Genomic DNA, 16,687 nt, shown 5'->3' with positions numbered 1-16,687 from the left:
TCCCGTCATGCGGACGCCAGCGCGGTCAGGCCCCACCGGCCCGTCCAGGTCTGTCCGGGCTGCAGCACGACGAGATCGATGCCGAGGTTGAAGGCGTCCGGCGGGCACGTCATCGGTTCGAGCGCCAGCGCACGCCCCCGTCCCGGATACTCGAGCTCGGGCACTGCGCCGGCGGTGAACACCTGCAGCCAGCCGAACTCGCGCCCGGCCCACAACCGCACACCCCGCCCGTCGGGGCCACGCAGGTCGTGCCGGGCCCGGCCGTCCACGTCCACGTCGAGTGCGCTGTACGGGGCGTCGAGCTCGACTCCGCGCAGCGATCGCGGCGAGGTGAAGTCGAAGTCGGTGTCCTCGACCGGCTGCGAGTACGCGTTCGGCAGTCCGCGGCCGGGATCGATCGGCAGCCGGGTGCCGGCGGCCAGGCGCAGCGTGCACTCGTCGAGCGGCGCGTCGCCCGCCCGGACGTACGGATGCACGCCGAGCCCGAACGGCGAGTGGTAGCCGCCGACGTTGGTGGCGGTGTGTGTGACGGTGAGGCCGTCGTCGCCCACCTCGTGGCTCACGGTGAGCCGCAGCTGGTACGGCCACCCCTTGTGCAGTCCCACATCCAGCGCCTGCTCGACTCGGAAGTCGTTGTGGGAAACCAGAACCCAATCTCGATGCCAGACGAATCCGTGGACCGCGTTGCCGCGTTCGGGTTCGGTGAGCGCGAGCTGGTGCTCGATGCCGTCGAAGTAGAAGTGCCCGTCCCGGATGCGGTTCGGCCACGGGGCGAGCACCGTGCCGGAGCGCAGCGGGGGCCGTTCGTTCGCCGGCCAGCTCTCCGTCAGCGGGTACGGCCCGTCCGCCGTTTCGTGCTCGAGTACCCGCAGCGCCGCCCCCGAGCTGGAGACCTCCGCGCGGTACCCACCCCTTCGGATCCGGTAGTTCGTCGGATCGGACATGGGCCCAGTGTCCCGCGGACGGGCGCGGCGGGTCGGGGAATCGACGATCGCGGCGGCGACCTCGCCCACCGCGGTGGGGTCGTCGGGCCGGATCGGCCCGCCGGAGTGCCTCCGCACCTACGATGACCGGATGCGACTGCGCCTCGGCCGCCCGGACCTCGCCGCCTACGCCGACCGGTTCGACGTCCCCGCCGCGACGGCGGCGTCCCGCCCGGCCGTGACGTTCCTCGGGGTCTCCACCCTGCTCGTCGACGACGGCACCGACGCGCTGCTGACCGACGGCTTCTTCACCCGCCCGAGCCTCGGTGCCGTCGCGCTGGGCCGGCTCGCACCCGACCCGGCCCGGATCGACGCGTGCCTGACCCGGGCCGGCGCGACGCGACTCGCGGCCGTCCTACCCGTCCACAGCCACTTCGACCACGTACTCGACTCTGCGGTCGTCGCCGAGCGGACGGGTGCGGTGCTCGTCGGCGGTGAATCGACGGCGAACGTCGGGCGGGGGCACGGCCTCCCGCCGGAGCGGATCGTCGTCGCCACGCCCGGCGAGCCGCTGCGGTTCGGCGGGTTCACCGTCACGCTCTTCGCGTCGGAGCACTGTCCGCCGGACCGCTACCCGGGCACGATCGACGCGCCCGTCGTCCCGCCCGCGCGGGCCGGGGCGTACCGGTGCGGTGAGGCGTGGTCGACGTTCGTCGCGCACGCCGACGGCCGTTCCCTGCTGATCCAGGGCAGTGCCGGTTTCCGGCCGGGGGCGCTGGCCGGCCGGCGCGCGGAGGTCGTCTATCTCGGCGTCGGCCAGCTCGGGGTGCAGAGCGAGGAGTACATCCGCAGCTACTGGGCGGAGACCGTCGGCACGGTCGGCGCGCGCCGGGCGGTGCTCGTGCACTGGGACGACTTCTTCCGCCCGCTCGACCGGCCGCTGCGCGCGCTGCCCTACGCCGGGGACGACCTCGACGTCACCATGCGGGTCCTCGGCGCGCTCGCCGAGCGCGACGGGGTGGAGCTGCACCTGCCTCAGGTGTGGCGGCGCGAGGATCCGTGGCGGTGACGGATTCCCATACCCCGAGCATGCCGGTGCCCCGTGGAAACGAACGGCCCGGCGCCGATCGGTGAGAGGCCGGGGTGGGTTCCGCGAATGTGCGGGTGATCATCCGCTCGCAGTGTGCGTTGCCGCGAAGACGACGAACACCACGAACAGTGCCGCAATCCCCAGGACCGCACCCGCCAGGGCCTCCCCGTGGTTCGTCGCCGAGCCCTTGTCCACCCGGCCCAGGCCGACCCAGCCGCACACCACCGCAGCCACCCCTGCGGGGATCGTGACCAGCTCACCGAGAAAGGGGAGGAAGGCACACCCTGCGGCGACGATGCCCGCAACGAGGGCCGCGGTCCCCACTCCGTTGCGGTCCGGCGATCGGACGGAACGATTCGATGGCATACCGGCTCCCGCTTCAGGGCTTGCGATCACGTCCGTCCATCGTGCCCTGCCCGGGTGGATATCGCACGAACTCCGTCGGTGGACGGGTCAGTGGATCGTGCGGTCCACCCGGTACCGCACGAACGCGGGGAAGGCGAGCACACACACCAGCACACCGACCACGACGAGGACCCCGCCGCCCGCCGCGGCGACCGCCGTGCCCACCAACGCTGCCGCCCCGCCGTGCAGGACGTCGCCGATGCGGGGTCCGCCGGCGACGACGACGATGAACACGCCCTGCAGCCGGCCCCGCATCTCGTCGGTGGCGACGGACTGCAGCATCGTCGAACGGAATGCCGCCGAGACCATGTCGACCGCGCCGCCGAACGCGAGGAACGCCAGGGCGACCCACAGCCACACCGCGGTGCCGCCCGGTTCCGCGAGACCGACCGCGACGCCGAAGCCGACCATCGCCAGGCCCCAGGCGACGATGCACACGATCACCGCCAGCCCCTGCCGGCGCACCCGCGGCAACCAGCCGGAGAACACCCCACCGAGCACCGCACCGACCGACATCGCGGCGAACAGCAACCCGAGCGCGAACCCGCCCTCGGCGGGGTCGCCGAACGAGTCGTGCGCGATCTGCGGGAACAGTGCCCGCGGCATGCCGAACACCATCGCGACGATGTCGACGACGAAGGAGGCGAGCAGGATCTTCTGGGTGGACAGGTAGCGGAACCCGTCGAGCACCTCACGCAGGCCGGCACGCCGGGCCTGCCCGGTCGGGGGGATCGGCGGCAGCGCGAGCACTGCCCACAGCGTCGCGAGCAGTGCGACGGTGTGGATGAGATACAGGGTGGGCAGACCGAGCACGGGGATCAGGGCGCCCGCGAGCAGCGGCCCGGCGATCGCCCCGAATTGCATCACCGTCATGTTGAGCGAATTGGCAGCCGCCAGTTGGCCGTTCGGGATGAGGCGCGGGATCACGGCGGCACGGGTGGGCTGGTTGACCGCGAAGCAGGCCTGCTGCAGCGACAACAGCACCAGCACCAGCCACACGTTCGCCAGGCCCGCGGCGGCCTGCGCCCACAGCAGCAGCGACGTCACACCCATGCCCAGCGTGGTGAAGGTGAGCAGCCGGCGCCGGTCCATCACGTCGGCCAGCGCACCGCCCCACAGTCCGAACACCACGAGCGGGACGAGGGCGAACACACCGGTCAGGCCGACGTACGCCGAGCTGCGGGTGATCTCGTAGATTTGTTGGGGCACCGCGACGACGCTGAGCTGGGCGCCGACGACCGTGACGATGCCGGCGGTCCACAACCGGCGGTAGTCGCGGTTCTCGAGCGGTGTGGTGTCGGCGAGCAGCCGCCTCACGGCTGCAGACGCTCGGTGATCCACCGCCCGTCCACCAGCCGGGTCCGCACCCGGTTGTGCAGGCGGTTGGGCCGGCCCTGCCAGAACTCGACCGACTCGGGGCGGATCCGCAGCCCACCCCAGTGCGGCGGCACCGGGATCTCGGCGTCCATGCCGTAGCGCTCGGCGACCTCGACGAGCGCATGCTCGAGCGCCGCCCGGGACTCGATCGGCCGGGACTGCTGCGAGGCCCACGCGCCCAGGCGGGAGCCGCGTGGCCGGGAATGCCAGTACTCGGCGGTCTCCTCCGCACCGACCCGCTCGACGGGCCCGCGGACGGTGACCTGGCGGAAGATCGGGACCCAGGTGAAGGTGGCCGACGCGTAGGGCGTCGCGGCGAGTTGCCGGCCCTTGTCCGAGTCGTAGTTGGTGAAGAAGGTGACCCCGTCCGCGTCGACCCCCTTGCACAGCACGGTGCGGGTGACGGGCCGGCCGTGCTCGTCGACGGTGCCGAGCACCATCGCGTTCGGTTCGGGCAGCCCTGCCGCGGCGGCGTCGAGGAGCCAGCGGCGCAGCACCGGCAACCACCCGTCGGTGAGCCACTCGGGTTCGAGGTCCTTGTCGACGGCGGACGCGCTCTGAGGTCCGGCGGGGGTGTAGTCGACACGCATCGACGCCAGATCGGCGTGCTCGGCCGCACTCGCAGGCAGCCCCTCGGTGTTCTCGGCGCCGGGCCGTGGATCGGTGGACACGATGCTGGACACTACTCCCGGGTATCCGGGCGCCGATCCTCCCGCCCGGGGGACTACAGTCGCACCGACGAACGGAGTGGGGCGCCGATCACATCCGCCGAGTCCCGCTTCACCGGCAGTGCTGCCCGGACCGGGTTGCACCGAACGAGGAGAGCCCAACCGTCATGGCATCGCGCGCGTCTGTACCCGAGGATTTCGTCGCCGGCCTCGAAGGCGTCGTCGCCTTCACCAGTGATATCGCCGAACCCGACAAGGACGGCGGCTCGCTGCGCTACCGCGGCGTCGACATCGAGGACCTCGTCACGCGCGGGGTCACGTTCGGAGACGTGTGGGCCCTGCTGGTCGACGGCAAGTTCGGCCAGGGCCTGCCCCCGGCCGAGCCGTTCCCGCTGCCGATCCACACCGGCGACGTCCGCGTCGACGTCCAGGCCGGCCTGGCGATGCTCGCCCCCATCTGGGGCTTCGAGCCGCTCCTCGACATCGACGACGCCACCGCGCGGGAGAACCTCGCACGCGCCGCGGTGATGGCCCTGTCGTACGTCGCGCAGTCCGCGCGCGGTATCTACCAGCCCGCCGTGCCGCAGAAGCGCATCGACGAGGCCGCGACCGTCACCGAGCGGTTCATGGTGCGGTGGAAGGGTGAGCCCGACCCGGCGCACGTCGCCGCGATCGACGCGTACTGGGTCTCGGCCGCCGAGCACGGCATGAACGCCTCCACCTTCACCGCCCGCGTCATCGCCTCCACCGGCGCCGACGTCGCCGCCGCACTGTCCGGCGCGGTCGGGGCGATGTCCGGCCCGCTGCACGGTGGGGCCCCGGCGCGGGTGCTGCCGATGATCGAGGAGACCGAGCGCACCGGCGACGCCCGCGCGCTGGTCAAGGGCATCCTCGACCGCAAGGAGAAGCTGATGGGCTTCGGGCACCGCGTCTACCGCGCCGAGGATCCCCGCGCGCGGGTGCTGCGCGACACCGCGAAGCGACTGAACGCGCCGCGCTACGAGGTCGCCGCCGCGCTGGAGCAGGCCGCCCTCGCCGAGTTGCGCGAGCGTCGCCCCGACCGGGCCATCGAGACCAATGTCGAGTTCTGGGCCGCGGTGATCCTCGACTTCGCCGAGGTCCCGGCCGCGATGATGCCGGCGATGTTCACCTGCGGCCGCACCGCCGGCTGGTGCGCGCACATCCTCGAGCAGAAGCGCCTGGGCAAGCTGGTGCGCCCGGCCGCGATCTACACCGGCCCGGATGCCCGCAGCCCGGAGAGCGTCGAGGGCTGGGATTCCATCACCCACAACTGATCCACCGAGCCGGACGGACGGGCCCCGCACCGGGCGCCCGTCCGTCCGGCCGTTCGGCGGGGGCCGTCTAGACTACCGGTGCACTCGTTCCTCGACGTTTAGGACACGCATACCGATGGCTGACGCTACACCGATCATTCCCGCCGATCTCAAGCCCGCCGACGGCCGCTTCGGCTGCGGTCCCTCCAAGGTTCGTCCCGAGCAGCTGCAGTCCCTGGTCGAGGTCGGTGCCTCGGTGTTCGGTACCAGCCACCGGCAGAAGCCCGTCAAGGACGTCGTCGCCCGCATCCGTTCGGGTCTGCGCGAGCTGTTCTCCCTCCCCGACGGCTACGAGGTGGTGCTCGGCAACGGCGGCACCACCGCGTTCTGGGACGCTGCGGCGTTCGGCCTGATCCGGGAGAAGTCTCAGCACTTCACCTACGGCGAGTTCTCGTCGAAGTTCGCCACGGTCGCCAAGAAGAACCCGCTGATCGGTGACCCGATCGTGGTGGACAGCGCGCCGGGTACCGCACCGGAGATCGTCGCCGACGGATCGGCCGACCTCATCGGCTGGGCCCACAACGAGACCTCGACCGGTGTCGCGGTGCCGGTCACCCGCCCGGCCGGCTCCGAGAACGCCCTGATCGCCATCGACGCGACGTCCGGCGCCGGCGGCCTGCCCGTCGCCGCGGAGGACTTCGACGTCTACTACTTCGCGCCGCAGAAGTGCTTCGCCGCCGACGGTGGCCTGTGGATCGCACTGATGAGCCCGGCCGCGCTGGAGCGGGTGGAGGAGATCAAGGCCTCGGGCCGTTTCACTCCCGAGTTCCTGTCGCTGCCGATCGCCGTCGACAACAGCACGAAGGATCAGACGTACAACACCCCCGCGGTGGGCACGCTGCTGCTGCTGGCCGACCAGATCGAGTGGATGAACGGCAACGGCGGCCTGGCCTGGACGACGGCCCGTACCGCGGACTCGTCGTCGCGGCTGTACGCGTGGGCCGAGGCGTCCCGGTACGCCACCCCGTTCGTCGCCGATCCGGCGCTGCGCTCCCAGGTGGTCGGCACCGTCGACTTCGCCGACTCGGTCGATGCCGCGCAGGTAGCGAAGATCTTGCGCGCCAACGGGATCGTCGACACCGAGCCGTACCGCAAGCTGGGCCGCAACCAGCTGCGCGTCGGCATGTTCCCGGCAATCGACCCCGACGACATCACTGCGCTGACCAAGTGCATCGACTGGGTGGTCGACCGGATGTAGAACGGTCGCGCGACCGTTCGGGGCGGGGTCGGATCCGGGTCGGGTCCGGCCCCGTTCGCCGTCCGGGAGCGTTCCCGAACTCTCGACAACGAGTCGAGACTTTCAGGGAAACCTTGGACAATAGCGCCACGTCGGCGGATTCGCGCCACCGGGCCCCCGGCGTGTCGGCGTGTCCTGCTCCGCAGGGATCACGAGTCCGTTACAGTCGGGCGGGTCAATCGCGATTCCCCGCGAGGAGGTCATGGTGCGAGAGCTTCGAGTGGTCGGCCTCGAGCCCGACGGAACGCACGTCGTGCTCGCCGATCCCGAAAACGGCGACAGATTCCGCATCCCGATCGACGACACACTCCGCGCCGCCTCCCGAGGTGACCTCGCCCGCCTCGGGCAGATCCAGATCGAGACCACCAGTCAGCTACGCCCCCGCGAGATCCAGGCCCGCATCCGCTCCGGCGCTTCCGTCGAGCAGGTCGCCGAGGAGGCCGGGATCCCGCTCGCGAAGGTGGAGCGGTTCGCCTACCCGGTGCTGCTCGAGCGCTCCCGCGCGGCCGAGATGGCTCAGCAGGGTCATCCGGTGCGTCCGGACGGCCCGGCCGTGCACACCCTCGCCGAGATCGTCGCCCAGGCCTTCCGGGCCCGCGGGCACAGCATCGACGCCGCCACCTGGGACGCGTGGCGCGACGACGAGGGTCACTGGGTGGCTCAATTGCAGTGGGACGCCGGCCGGTCCACCAACGCCGCGCACTGGCGCTACCAGCCCGACGCCCACGGCGGCACGATCCTCCCGCTCGACGACACCGCCACGGAGCTGATCGATCCGGACTGCGGGCGGCCGCTGCGCTGCCTCACGCCGGTGTACACGGCGCGCGACGTCGACGACACCGGAGACAACGACGGGTCCGACCGGGAGGACGTCGTCGCCGAGACGCTCACTCTCGATCCGCCGCCCGCGGTCATCGACGCGGAGGTCGAGGAGGTCCGTCCCGCGGCGGCGAGCCTGCCCGACCCCGCCGTGGACGAGGACCGGCCGAAGCTGGCGCCGCAGCAGAATCCGGGTAAGGACAAGCGCGGCAAGCCTGCCCTGCCCTCGTGGGACGACGTGCTGCTCGGCGTGCGCAGCAACGGGCGCGGCTGAGAGCCGGACCCACCGATGGCGGCCGCGACGGTGTCGACCATCTGGTACGTCGACGCCCCCGACCCCGGCGAGGTGCTGCGTGATGCGCGGGCCGATTGCACGACGGCCCACGCACTCGTCGGCCGGCTGCATCCGGGACTGTCGTCCGAGCCGCTGGGCCGGGTGCCGCTCGCGCAGGCCGCGACCGGGGCCGCCGGCCGGGTCTACGTGGGCAGCTTCCCGGGTGTGACGGTGGTGTGCAGTCCGGACCTTGCGGCCACGCGTCCGTCACAGCTGCCCGAACGCTGGAGGCACACCGTCGCGTCCGAGAACACCTATCTCGTCGTGTCGGATCCCGCCGGGGCACGCGGCGCCGTCGGTGCCTGGCGGCGCGGCACGCTGCGACGAGCGTTCGACGCCACGCCCGTCGACATCGTCGAGGACGACGGGCTGCCGTTCGTGTGGGAGCGGCCGTTCTGGGGCGGGGAGTTCCCCATCCGCTGGCCACTGGACGTGCTGCCCCACCCCGAGGCGCTGCCGTTCCACCCCCGCCGGTTCGCCGAGGCCGCCAACGCCGCGTGGCTCGGGTTCCGCTACACGGGCCGCGCCGACGGCGAGCTCGACCCCCACGAGATCGAAGTGTGGGGCTTCGAGCTGTACCGCGAGGGCGAGCGGCCGCCCACCGACCGGGACGCGCCGGGCGCCCGGCCCGCACGACGGCGGTGGTGGCCGCGCCGGATCTCCGCGCCCGGCCGCGCACTGTCCGGACGTACGCGCGCGGAATAGCCGGTGCGGCTGGCAGATTCGTTCGCGGCTGTGGATCGGCTCAGAACGCCGCCGCGGCGAGCAGTGCAATCCAGCCGACCGGGACACCGGCGGCGACACCGGCGGCGATCCACCGCCACAGCGGTACCCGACGCCACCACCACAGGGTGGGGGCGATCCCGGCGGCGACGACGAGGTTGACGATCACCGCGAGCAGTGGGTGCACGCGCCCGAGTTCGAGCCCGAACGCCACGATCGTCACCACCGTGACGACGAGGGCGAAACCCGTCAGCGTCAGCCCCGTCGACCACGGTGTCGACGGGGCGCGCGGGGGCGCGATCACCGCGGGATCCGTACCCGCTCGTAGAACGCCATCGCCGCGGCCGTGGCGACGTTGAGCGAGTCGGTGCCCGGAGCCATCGGAATGCGCGCCCGCACGTCCGTCGCGCGCATCGCGTGCTCGGTCAGCCCCGGACCCTCGGCACCGAGGAGCAGCGCGACCTTCTCCCCCGTCATCGCCTCGGCCAGCGGCACGGCCTCGGGATTCGGGGTGAGCGAGATGAGCTGGAAGCCGCGCCCCCGCAGCCGGTCCAGATCGTGCGGCCACCGTTCGGCGTGCGCGAACGGCACTCGCAGCACATGGCCCATCGAGACCCGCACCGACCGTCGGTACAGCGGGTCGGCGCAGCCCTTGCCGAACACGACGGCATCGACACCGAGGCCGGCGGCGTTGCGGAACATCGAGCCGAGGTTCTCGTGGTCGTTGACACCCTCGAGCACCGCCACGGTGGTGGCTTTCTCCAGGACGTCGTCGAGGTCGAGCGCCGGTGGCCGGTGCGCCGCGGCGAGCACCCCGCGGTTGAGGTGGAAGCCGACGACCTCAGCCATGACCTCGGCCGAGGTGCGGTAGAACGGCACGTCGACGTCGCGCAGGTCGTCGGCGAGTTCACCGAGACGACGATCCACCCCGAGCAGGCTGCCGGGGGTGAACCGCGAGTCGAGCATCCGCTGGACGACGAGCACGCCCTCCGCGATCACCAGTCCCTTGCCGGCCGGCAGGTCGGGCCGGCGATCCGACGAGTTGAGGTCTCGGAAGTCGCCCAGCCGGGGGTCGGCGGGATCCTCGATGTCGACGATGTGCACCACGCCGTCGATTCTCCCAGGCCACGTCGCGGACCCGTCGACGGGTTCACCGAACACACCCCGGCCACGAGGACCGGGATCGGCTCATTCCGCTTCGCTGACCAGCTTGTTGATGATCTCCACCGCGTCCCCGAGCGTGGCGAGGCTGGCCTCGTCCAAGGTGGCGAGGCGTTCGGTCAGCCACGCCTCGCGGGCCTGCTGTTCGTCGATCAGCAGTGCCCGGCCCGCATCCGAGAGCGAGACGATGATCTGCCGGCCGTCCGTGGGATGCGGGGTCCGCTCGACGAGCCCGAGCTCGTCGAGCGAGGCGATCACCCGCGTCATGGACGGCGGCTGGACCTTCTCGCGTGCGGCCAGCACACCGGGGGTCATCGCTCCCTCCTGCCTCAGCGTGCTCATGGCCGACAGCTGAGTCAGGGACACCCGGGAATCGGAGCGCCGCCCCCGCAAATGGCGCGTCAGGCGCACGACTGCCAACGAGAGGTCGCCGGCGAGCGTGCGATGTTCCGATGTCATGGCGTGCACAATACGGGACCGACCGGACACATCGCGCCGCATGTCAGGTGAGCAGTTCGGTGATCGGGTCCACCGCGAAGTAGGCGACGAACAAGCCCGCCACCACCCACAGCAACGGGTGCACCGACCGCGCCTTCCCGGCCGCGGCGTGCAGGACGACCCACGTGATGAAGCCGACGCCGATGCCGTTGGCGATCGAGTACGTGAACGGCATGACGACGATCGTGAGGAACGCGGGCAACGCGATGGCGAACTGGGTGAAGTCGATGTCGCGGACCTGCCCGATCATGAGGGCGCCGACCACCACGAGAGCCGGAGCGGCGGCCTCGACGGGCACCATCTCGTAGAGCGGGGTGAGGAACATCGCGGCGAGGAACAGCACGCCGGTCACCACGTTTGCCAGACCGGTGCGCGCCCCCTCGGCGATGCCGGAGGCCGACTCGACGAACACCGTGTTCGACGACGCGGAGCCCACACCGCCGGCGATGGCCCCCGTGCCCTCGACGACGAGGGCACGGCCGATGCCGGGCAGGTTGCCGTCCTTGTCGGTGAGGCCGGCTTCCTTACCCAGGCCGGTCATCGTGCCCATCGCGTCGAAGAAGTTGGCGAGGACGAGGGTGAACACGAGCAGGGTCGCGGCGATCACGCCGATCCGGGTGAACGCACCGAAGAGGTCGACATTGCCCACCAGGCTCAGATCCGGCACGCCGGCGACCTTCTCGGGCACCTCCGGGGTGCTCAGGTTCCAGCCCTTCGGGTCGGTGCCCTGCGACGGCCCGACCCCGGCGACCGCTTCGACGATCGCCGCGACCACCGTGGTCGCGACGATGCCGATGAGCAGACCGCCGGGCACCCGGCGCACGACGAGCACCCCCATGAGCAGCACACCGAACACGAACACCGCGGTCGGCCACGAGGCGATCGAACCGTCGATGCCCAGCCCGACGGGGACGGTGGTGCCGGCCGCGTCCGGCAGGCGGCGCACGAATCCGGCGTCGACCATGCCGATCAGGGCGATGAACGCGCCGATACCGGCCGCGATGGCGGCCTTCAGTTCGGGCGGGATCGCGTTGAACACCGCGGTGCGGAAACCGGTGACAGCGAGAATCACGATGATGATGCCGTCGATCACCACGAGGCCCATCGCTTCGGGCCAGGTGACCTGGGGCGCGATGGTGACCGCCAGCAGGGTGTTGATGCCCAGGCCGGCCGCGATGGCGAAAGGATAGTTGGCGACGATGCCGAAGACGATGCTCATCAGTCCGGCCACCAGCGCGGTGACGGCCGCGACCTGGTTGACGGGCAGGATGTTGCCGAGCACGTCGACCTTGGCCGTGGCGTCGTCCGGGGAGAAGCTGCCCAGGATCAGCGGATTGAGTACCACGATGTAGGCCATCGCGACGAACGTGACGACACCACCGCGCACCTCCCGCGAGACCGTCGATCCCCGTTCGGTGATCTTGAAGTAGGTGTCGAGGAAGGAGGTGCCGGTCGCCGTGCCGGACTTCCGCTCTGAGGATTGGGCCATATCGACTTCCGCTCTGGGGTGGGGGTGCGTCGCAACGGGAGATTATTGCAATCGGGCTGGACTAGCCTGAAATCGTGAACGACGCACACACGGTCGCCGAGCGGACCCGGCGCCTCGCCGACCCCCGTCCCGCACTGGCGATCGGCACGGCGCTGTGGACGGTCGCGACGATCGTCGTGCTCGTCGCGGGCGACCGGTGGTCGGCCGCCCTGCCCGTGTGCGTAGCGGGAATCGTCGTGGGACTCTTGGGTTTCACCGTGTTCCTCGTGCAGCGCCGGGCCGCGCGGCTGGGCCGGCGCGGCGCGCAGGTCGGACTCGACTGACGAGGGGCCGTGCCGCCCGGTGTCACGGCCGGGGTGACAGCCGGGCCCGCACCCGCGTGATCAACCCCACCCACAGCAACGCCCACAGCGACCCCAGCACCCACCCGGCGACGACGTCGGTCAGCCAGTGCGCCGCGAGGTAGACCCGCGAGAGTCCGACCGCGAGCGTGTAGGCGCCGAGAGCGCAGTACGCCACGAGCGCCCGATGGCTGCGGGGCGGCGACCGGCGGGCGATCACGGCGGCGAGCACCGTCGCCAGCATCGCGGTCATCATGGCGTGCCCGGACGGGAACGAGTGGGTGGTCAGGTCGATCAGGCGTTCGGGCTGCGGGGGACGTTCGCGGCCGAACTGCAGTTTGAGCAGGCTCATCAACGGCCAGCCCGTCAGGATCGTCGCGGACAGCAGCAGCGCATCGTCGCGGCGGCCTGCGCGCAGCATCAGCACCGTCAGCGCCGCCGTGACGACGGCGATCGCGGTCATGCCTCCCGAGTGGGTGACGGCGGTGACGAGGGCGGTCAGCGTGGGCTCGCGCAGCTCCACCACACCCTCGAGGGTCGTCGTGTCGATACTCATCGCGCCTCCACCGGCGAGAGCGCCGCGACGGCGGCGGCCAGTCCCGGCGCGGTGCAGTGCGTCGTGCCGCTGCCGTCCACCCACCACGCGACCTCGTGCTCGCCGGTGACCGCGCCCGAGCAGCGCACGGTCAGCCGCTCGTGCACGACGAGCGGTCCGCGCGGCAGCGTCCGCCCCGCGGCGGCCGCCGCGAGCACCGCGGCCGGCTCGTTCCGCCATTCGGTCGCGCGACCCGGGCCCGTGACGTGGCCGGACACCTCGGCCGAGGCGAGGGGCACGTCGAGGAGGTCGGCGAGGACCGGCGCGGTGGGCAGGGTCCCGAGCACGAGCCGGTCGGCGGGAATCACGGCGGCAAGCCACGGCCGGTCCAGGACCAGTGCGTGCGCGGCATCGACGGTCGTCCCGGCGAGACTGCGGACGGCGTCGGGCAGGTGCAGGTCGTCGAGGTCGAGTACGCCGGTGGCGCTCGCCGCGGTCAGGGCGGCGTGGGCGTGGGCGGTGACGGCCGGGGCGGGGGTGCGGCGGGGATCGGCGAGGAGGTCGAGGAGCAGCGCGGCGGTCTCGGTGCTCTCGACGTCCGTCGCGGCCAGACACGACCGCAGACGGTCCGCCTCCGGGTGCGGGCAGGGGTCGAGCAGCCCGGCGAACGCGTCGTCGTCGGGGGCACGCAGATGCCCGAGGGTCCGGCCGTCCAGCGTCGCGAAGGTACGCAGCCACCAGGCGGTGTAGCCGCGACGGTCGTCGAGGCCCGCGGCAGTGCCGGGATCGGCGACGAGGAGCGACAGGGCCCGGTCCCAGCACGCATCGTCGACCAGGTCGAGATCGCGCACGGCCACGAGCAGTTCGGGGTCCCCGTCGAGGGTTTCCCACCACTGTTCCTCGTCGGGCAGGTCGTGATCGGGACCGGTGGGCAGTTCGGCGCGCAGCACGGTGAAGCCCCATCCCACGCCGACCGCCCGCAGCGCGTCGACGTCGTACCGTTCGGCCACCTGCGGATCGAGGGTGGCGAACGGCGCGTCCGCCAACAGCACCTCGGCGAGGGGCGCCTCCGGCAGCAACAGTTCGTCCGCGGGCACGAGTTCACCGTCGACGTCGGGCAGCAGCAGCGCTCCGAGCTCCCGGGGCACCGCCCCGGCCGGTACCTGCGCGGCCAGCCGGAGCACTACCTCCGCCAGTTCCGCCGTCGCCTCGGAGTCTGCGGCGTCGACGTCCTCGACCGCCGCGAGCAGCGCCGGATCCGCGAGCAGATCCGCCGCCGTGACCGTGCCGGCGCCGAGCCGGGTGAGCAGCGGGTGCGCAGCGTCCGGATGCACGAGACGCATCCACGGCAGCCGCAGCGGCCCGACGTCCGTGCCCAGCACGACGGTCCTCGGCCCGGTCACGGTGCGCCCGTCCGACAGCGGAACCGGGATCGCGGCGAGTTCCTCGGCGACCACCGCGTCGACGACCAACGGGGTGAGCGCCTCGTACAGCCGGTGCCACCACGCGGGCTCACGCTCGACACCGGCGAGCAGCTCGGCGATCCGCGCCGGCCCGAGCCGGTGCACGTCGACGGCACCGAGCGCCGCCGCGTGCCGCGGTCCGCACAGATCGGGCCGGATCAGGCCGGGCACGACGTCGGCGAGAACACCGGCGAGTTCGTCGGTCAGACCGGTCAGCGCAGCGGCGCGGTCCGGGAGCAGATCGTCGCCACCGTCGGCCGGGGGCAGCCACGGATGCGCGCGCAGCTCCTGCAGCACGGCCTCCCGCAGCAGCGCGTCGACCTCGCTGCGCGCGAAACCGGGAACCGGAACCATCGACGGCCGCTGCCGCGGGGGCAGGGCCGCGACGAAGTCGGCGTACCCGCGGGCGAGTCCGGCCACGGGGGCGCCGGGGAGCAGGCGGCGCCGGTCGGGTTGCATGGGCACGTCGGCGATCACCAGCGCGGGCAGCGAGAGTTCCTCGTCCGAGCGGGTGGGAGCACGCAGCACGTCCTGTGACACCGGTACCGGCACCCCGTCCACGACCGGAACGATCCAGCGGGCGTGCGGGCCCGCGTACTCCCACCAGGTCCGCTCCCCCACGGCAACGACGCGCAGTCCGGACTCGGTGTCGGTGCAGGTGCGGGTGAGCGCGCGATCGCCGACCGTGACGGTGGTCAGGGCGGGCAGCTCGAGGAGCAGGTCGACGGCCTCCGTGGCGAACCCGCCGAGCAGCGCGTCGGCGTCGATGCCGGCACGCAGCCGCAGCACCACCTCGGTGTCCCAGCCCGGTGCGGGCGGCGAGGGCACCGGCCAGGCGAGACGCAGCACCGGAACGCCGGACTCCGGGACGGGCAGGTCGCGGTCGGCGAGCGCGTCCCGGGTGCGTTCGGCGGAGAAGTGGATCGAGCCGGAACGCGAACGGATCTCGATGTCCGCGCTGACCGCGGCGACGGCGGTGAACCCGACCCCGAACCGGCCGACCCCGCTCGTCTTGCTCGAGGCGCGCAGTGCCGTCAACGCCTGCACGCCGGTCTCGTCGAGCACCGCGCCGGTGTTCGCGACGTGCAGGTCGTCGCCGTCCCGCCACAGGCACAGCGCCCCCGGCACGCCCGCGCGCGCAGCGGCGTCGGCCGCATTCTGCGCGAGTTCGGTCAGCACCCGGTTCCGGTAGCCGGCCCGGACGAGGTCGGCCTCGGTGGCGGCGTCCTCCCGCAGCCGGGTCGGGGACGACGCCCAGGCCAGCAGGATGCCCTCGCGCAGCGCCGCTGTCCCGAAGGGGTCGGGGCGCGGCATCGTCAGTCGGTCTGTTCCGGCGGCTCGACCGCGGCGGTCCCGGTGGACTCCGCGGTCCCGGTGTTCTCCGCGGTCCCGGTGCCGGCAGTCTCGTTCTCCGCCGCGGCCTCGCGGTCGACCACCACGGGGACGCCGTCACGGTCGTCCGCGCCGGGCCGGGCCTGTGCCTGCGCACCTTCGCCGGCGGGCGGCAGGGCGACGACCTCGACAGCGGAGTCGTCGTAGGGCTCGTGGACCGGGGACCCGGCGCCGGTCGGCAGGGTGGTGTCCGAATGGGCTCCACACCCGTACCCCGAATGCACCACGTGGCCGTCGGCAGCGAACTCGTTGCCGCACACCCCGAACGCCGCGCGCAGGGAACCCGCGAGGGGAAGGTAGAACCCGCACAGCCGGCACGTCGAGGGCGCCGCCTTGGCCATCTCCGACTCCGGACCGTAGTCGCCGTCGTGCCAGCGCTGGGCCGCCTCGAGACGTCCCTCGAGGCTCATGACCTGTTTGCGGCCGAGGCCGATCTCGCCGGCCGTCTCGTCGATCTCGGGATCGCCGGTGGCGACATAGCCCGGCACGAGGCGCGGATCCCCGGCCGGCGGGGCGAGCAGATCGCCGGGGCCGAGGTCACCGGGCCGGATCCGCTCGTTCCACGGCACCCACCGGGGCGCGACGAGGGCGTCCGGTCCGGGCAGCAACGCCAGTTCGCTCACCGTCACCCGATCCGAGCCGGGCGCGGCGGCGACGACGACCGCCCACTGCCAGCCCCGGTACCCGGGCAGGTCCGCGGCGAACCGGTGGGTGGCGGCGCAGTCGTCCTCGGCGGCGACGCCCAGGTACGCGCCGACGCCGGTCTCACCGGCGTCCAGCAGCGCGGCCCGCGCGACGTCGACGGCGTCGGCCAGCCGAGGCTGGACGAGCTGTTCGGTAGAGGCGGACGCGGAGCCGGAAGCAACTGAGGAAGGCACACCACTCACGGAGCCCATTC

The 16,687-nt window shown here is 72.3% G+C and carries 17 protein-coding genes; 6 read left to right on the top strand and 11 right to left on the bottom strand.

Translation table 11 applies throughout. From position 1 onward, the window contains the following. Positions 1 to 5: 5 nt before the first annotated feature. Positions 6 to 944: an aldose 1-epimerase family protein gene (locus tag ACM26Y_RS05560; protein WP_289377724.1), complete on the bottom strand. Its 939-nt coding sequence runs from the start codon at positions 942 to 944 to the stop codon at positions 6 to 8. Between the two features lie 130 nt (positions 945 to 1,074). Here ACM26Y_RS05560 and ACM26Y_RS05555 point away from each other — a divergent pair, with 130 nt between their 5' ends. Continuing rightward, positions 1,075 to 1,992 carry an MBL fold metallo-hydrolase gene (locus ACM26Y_RS05555; protein WP_416062866.1) on the top strand — a complete coding sequence of 306 codons (918 nt, stop codon included), beginning with the start codon at positions 1,075 to 1,077 and terminating at the stop codon, positions 1,990 to 1,992. Between the two features lie 99 nt (positions 1,993 to 2,091). Here the strand turns inward: ACM26Y_RS05555 and ACM26Y_RS05550 are convergent, their stop codons facing one another. The 3 genes from ACM26Y_RS05550 to pdxH all read right to left on the bottom strand — a co-directional run bounded on the left by ACM26Y_RS05550 (position 2,092) and on the right by pdxH (position 4,385). Beyond that, positions 2,092 to 2,379, bottom strand: a complete 288-nt coding sequence (locus tag ACM26Y_RS05550; RefSeq protein WP_289377726.1) for a hypothetical protein — start codon at positions 2,377 to 2,379, stop codon at positions 2,092 to 2,094. 87 nt (positions 2,380 to 2,466) lie between these two features. Next, on the bottom strand, positions 2,467 to 3,735 hold the full coding sequence (locus ACM26Y_RS05545; RefSeq protein ID WP_416062865.1) for an MFS transporter: 1,269 nt from the start codon (positions 3,733 to 3,735) through the stop codon (positions 2,467 to 2,469). Beyond that, the gene (gene pdxH, locus ACM26Y_RS05540) at positions 3,732 to 4,385 is read right to left on the bottom strand and encodes a pyridoxamine 5'-phosphate oxidase (RefSeq protein WP_416063618.1); all 654 of its coding nucleotides are present in this window, start codon (positions 4,383 to 4,385) and stop codon (positions 3,732 to 3,734) included. Before pdxH ends, ACM26Y_RS05545 begins: the two co-directional genes overlap by 4 nt. A gap of 245 nt (positions 4,386 to 4,630) precedes the next feature. Between pdxH and ACM26Y_RS05535 the strand changes: the two genes are divergently transcribed. From ACM26Y_RS05535 to ACM26Y_RS05520, 4 genes are all read left to right on the top strand, one after another. Continuing rightward, positions 4,631 to 5,758: a citrate synthase 2 gene (locus ACM26Y_RS05535; protein WP_003936403.1), complete on the top strand. Its 1,128-nt coding sequence runs from the start codon at positions 4,631 to 4,633 to the stop codon at positions 5,756 to 5,758. 115 nt (positions 5,759 to 5,873) lie between these two features. Beyond that, the gene (gene serC, locus ACM26Y_RS05530; RefSeq protein WP_003936404.1) at positions 5,874 to 6,995 is read left to right on the top strand and encodes a phosphoserine transaminase; all 1,122 of its coding nucleotides are present in this window, start codon (positions 5,874 to 5,876) and stop codon (positions 6,993 to 6,995) included. Between the two features lie 244 nt (positions 6,996 to 7,239). Continuing rightward, positions 7,240 to 8,127, top strand: a complete 888-nt coding sequence (gene sepH, locus ACM26Y_RS05525; RefSeq protein ID WP_193788865.1) for a septation protein SepH — start codon at positions 7,240 to 7,242, stop codon at positions 8,125 to 8,127. Positions 8,128 to 8,142: 15 nt separating this feature from the next. Next, positions 8,143 to 8,892: a DUF6928 family protein gene (locus ACM26Y_RS05520; protein WP_289377729.1), complete on the top strand. Its 750-nt coding sequence runs from the start codon at positions 8,143 to 8,145 to the stop codon at positions 8,890 to 8,892. Positions 8,893 to 8,932: 40 nt separating this feature from the next. On the opposite strand, the gene ACM26Y_RS05515 is transcribed toward ACM26Y_RS05520, so the two are convergent. The 4 genes from ACM26Y_RS05515 to ACM26Y_RS05500 all read right to left on the bottom strand — a co-directional run bounded on the left by ACM26Y_RS05515 (position 8,933) and on the right by ACM26Y_RS05500 (position 12,058). Beyond that, a complete protein-coding gene (locus tag ACM26Y_RS05515) occupies positions 8,933 to 9,214 on the bottom strand; it encodes a DUF2537 domain-containing protein (protein ID WP_003936407.1) in 282 nt (93 codons plus the stop codon). After that, complete coding sequence (locus ACM26Y_RS05510) at positions 9,211 to 10,017, bottom strand: TrmH family RNA methyltransferase (protein WP_003936408.1); 807 nt, start codon at positions 10,015 to 10,017, stop codon at positions 9,211 to 9,213. The genes ACM26Y_RS05515 and ACM26Y_RS05510 overlap by 4 nt, the downstream gene beginning before the upstream one ends. An 81-nt stretch (positions 10,018 to 10,098) precedes the next feature. Next, positions 10,099 to 10,530, bottom strand: coding sequence for a MarR family winged helix-turn-helix transcriptional regulator (locus ACM26Y_RS05505; RefSeq protein ID WP_003936409.1), 432 nt, complete (start codon positions 10,528 to 10,530; stop codon positions 10,099 to 10,101). A gap of 43 nt (positions 10,531 to 10,573) precedes the next feature. Continuing rightward, positions 10,574 to 12,058 (bottom strand): NCS2 family permease, encoded by a 1,485-nt coding sequence (locus tag ACM26Y_RS05500; protein WP_003936410.1) that lies wholly within the window; start codon positions 12,056 to 12,058, stop codon positions 10,574 to 10,576. Positions 12,059 to 12,132: 74 nt separating this feature from the next. Here ACM26Y_RS05500 and ACM26Y_RS05495 point away from each other — a divergent pair, with 74 nt between their 5' ends. Then, positions 12,133 to 12,381 carry a DUF2530 domain-containing protein gene (locus tag ACM26Y_RS05495; RefSeq protein WP_003936411.1) on the top strand — a complete coding sequence of 83 codons (249 nt, stop codon included), beginning with the start codon at positions 12,133 to 12,135 and terminating at the stop codon, positions 12,379 to 12,381. 22 nt (positions 12,382 to 12,403) lie between these two features. Here the strand turns inward: ACM26Y_RS05495 and ACM26Y_RS05490 are convergent, their stop codons facing one another. From ACM26Y_RS05490 to ACM26Y_RS05480, 3 genes are read right to left on the bottom strand one after another with little or no spacing between them, the layout of a single operon-like run. Then, the gene (locus tag ACM26Y_RS05490) at positions 12,404 to 12,955 is read right to left on the bottom strand and encodes a phosphatase PAP2 family protein (RefSeq protein WP_040782219.1); all 552 of its coding nucleotides are present in this window, start codon (positions 12,953 to 12,955) and stop codon (positions 12,404 to 12,406) included. Beyond that, positions 12,952 to 15,711, bottom strand: coding sequence for a sacsin N-terminal ATP-binding-like domain-containing protein (locus ACM26Y_RS05485; protein WP_416062864.1), 2,760 nt, complete (start codon positions 15,709 to 15,711; stop codon positions 12,952 to 12,954). Before ACM26Y_RS05485 ends, ACM26Y_RS05490 begins: the two co-directional genes overlap by 4 nt. 2 nt (positions 15,712 to 15,713) lie before the next feature. Next, positions 15,714 to 16,685, bottom strand: coding sequence for a DUF3027 domain-containing protein (locus ACM26Y_RS05480; protein WP_416062863.1), 972 nt, complete (start codon positions 16,683 to 16,685; stop codon positions 15,714 to 15,716). Between the last annotated feature and the right edge of the window lie 2 nt (positions 16,686 to 16,687).

Source organism: Rhodococcus indonesiensis (genome assembly GCF_047782815.1).
GTDB lineage: Bacteria > Actinomycetota > Actinomycetes > Mycobacteriales > Mycobacteriaceae > Rhodococcus > Rhodococcus indonesiensis.
The sequence above is the reverse complement of the archived record's forward strand: the minus strand, read 5'-3'. Positions and strand labels throughout refer to the sequence as shown.

Excerpts from the sequence above, each read along its gene's own strand:
- ACM26Y_RS05560 (WP_289377724.1), bottom strand. The coding sequence starts at position 944 with ATGTCCGATCCGACGAACTACCGGATCCGAAGGGGTGGGTACCGCGCG.
- ACM26Y_RS05555 (WP_416062866.1), top strand. The coding sequence starts at position 1,075 with ATGCGACTGCGCCTCGGCCGCCCGGACCTCGCCGCCTACGCCGACCGG.
- ACM26Y_RS05550 (WP_289377726.1), bottom strand. The coding sequence starts at position 2,379 with ATGCCATCGAATCGTTCCGTCCGATCGCCGGACCGCAACGGAGTGGGG.
- pdxH (WP_416063618.1), bottom strand. The coding sequence starts at position 4,385 with ATGCGTGTCGACTACACCCCCGCCGGACCTCAGAGCGCGTCCGCCGTC.
- ACM26Y_RS05535 (WP_003936403.1), top strand. The coding sequence starts at position 4,631 with ATGGCATCGCGCGCGTCTGTACCCGAGGATTTCGTCGCCGGCCTCGAA.
- serC (WP_003936404.1), top strand. The coding sequence starts at position 5,874 with ATGGCTGACGCTACACCGATCATTCCCGCCGATCTCAAGCCCGCCGAC.
- ACM26Y_RS05520 (WP_289377729.1), top strand. The coding sequence starts at position 8,143 with ATGGCGGCCGCGACGGTGTCGACCATCTGGTACGTCGACGCCCCCGAC.
- ACM26Y_RS05505 (WP_003936409.1), bottom strand. The coding sequence starts at position 10,530 with ATGACATCGGAACATCGCACGCTCGCCGGCGACCTCTCGTTGGCAGTC.
- ACM26Y_RS05500 (WP_003936410.1), bottom strand. The coding sequence starts at position 12,058 with ATGGCCCAATCCTCAGAGCGGAAGTCCGGCACGGCGACCGGCACCTCC.
- ACM26Y_RS05490 (WP_040782219.1), bottom strand. The coding sequence starts at position 12,955 with ATGAGTATCGACACGACGACCCTCGAGGGTGTGGTGGAGCTGCGCGAG.
- ACM26Y_RS05485 (WP_416062864.1), bottom strand. The coding sequence starts at position 15,711 with ATGCCGCGCCCCGACCCCTTCGGGACAGCGGCGCTGCGCGAGGGCATC.
- ACM26Y_RS05480 (WP_416062863.1), bottom strand. The coding sequence starts at position 16,685 with ATGGGCTCCGTGAGTGGTGTGCCTTCCTCAGTTGCTTCCGGCTCCGCG.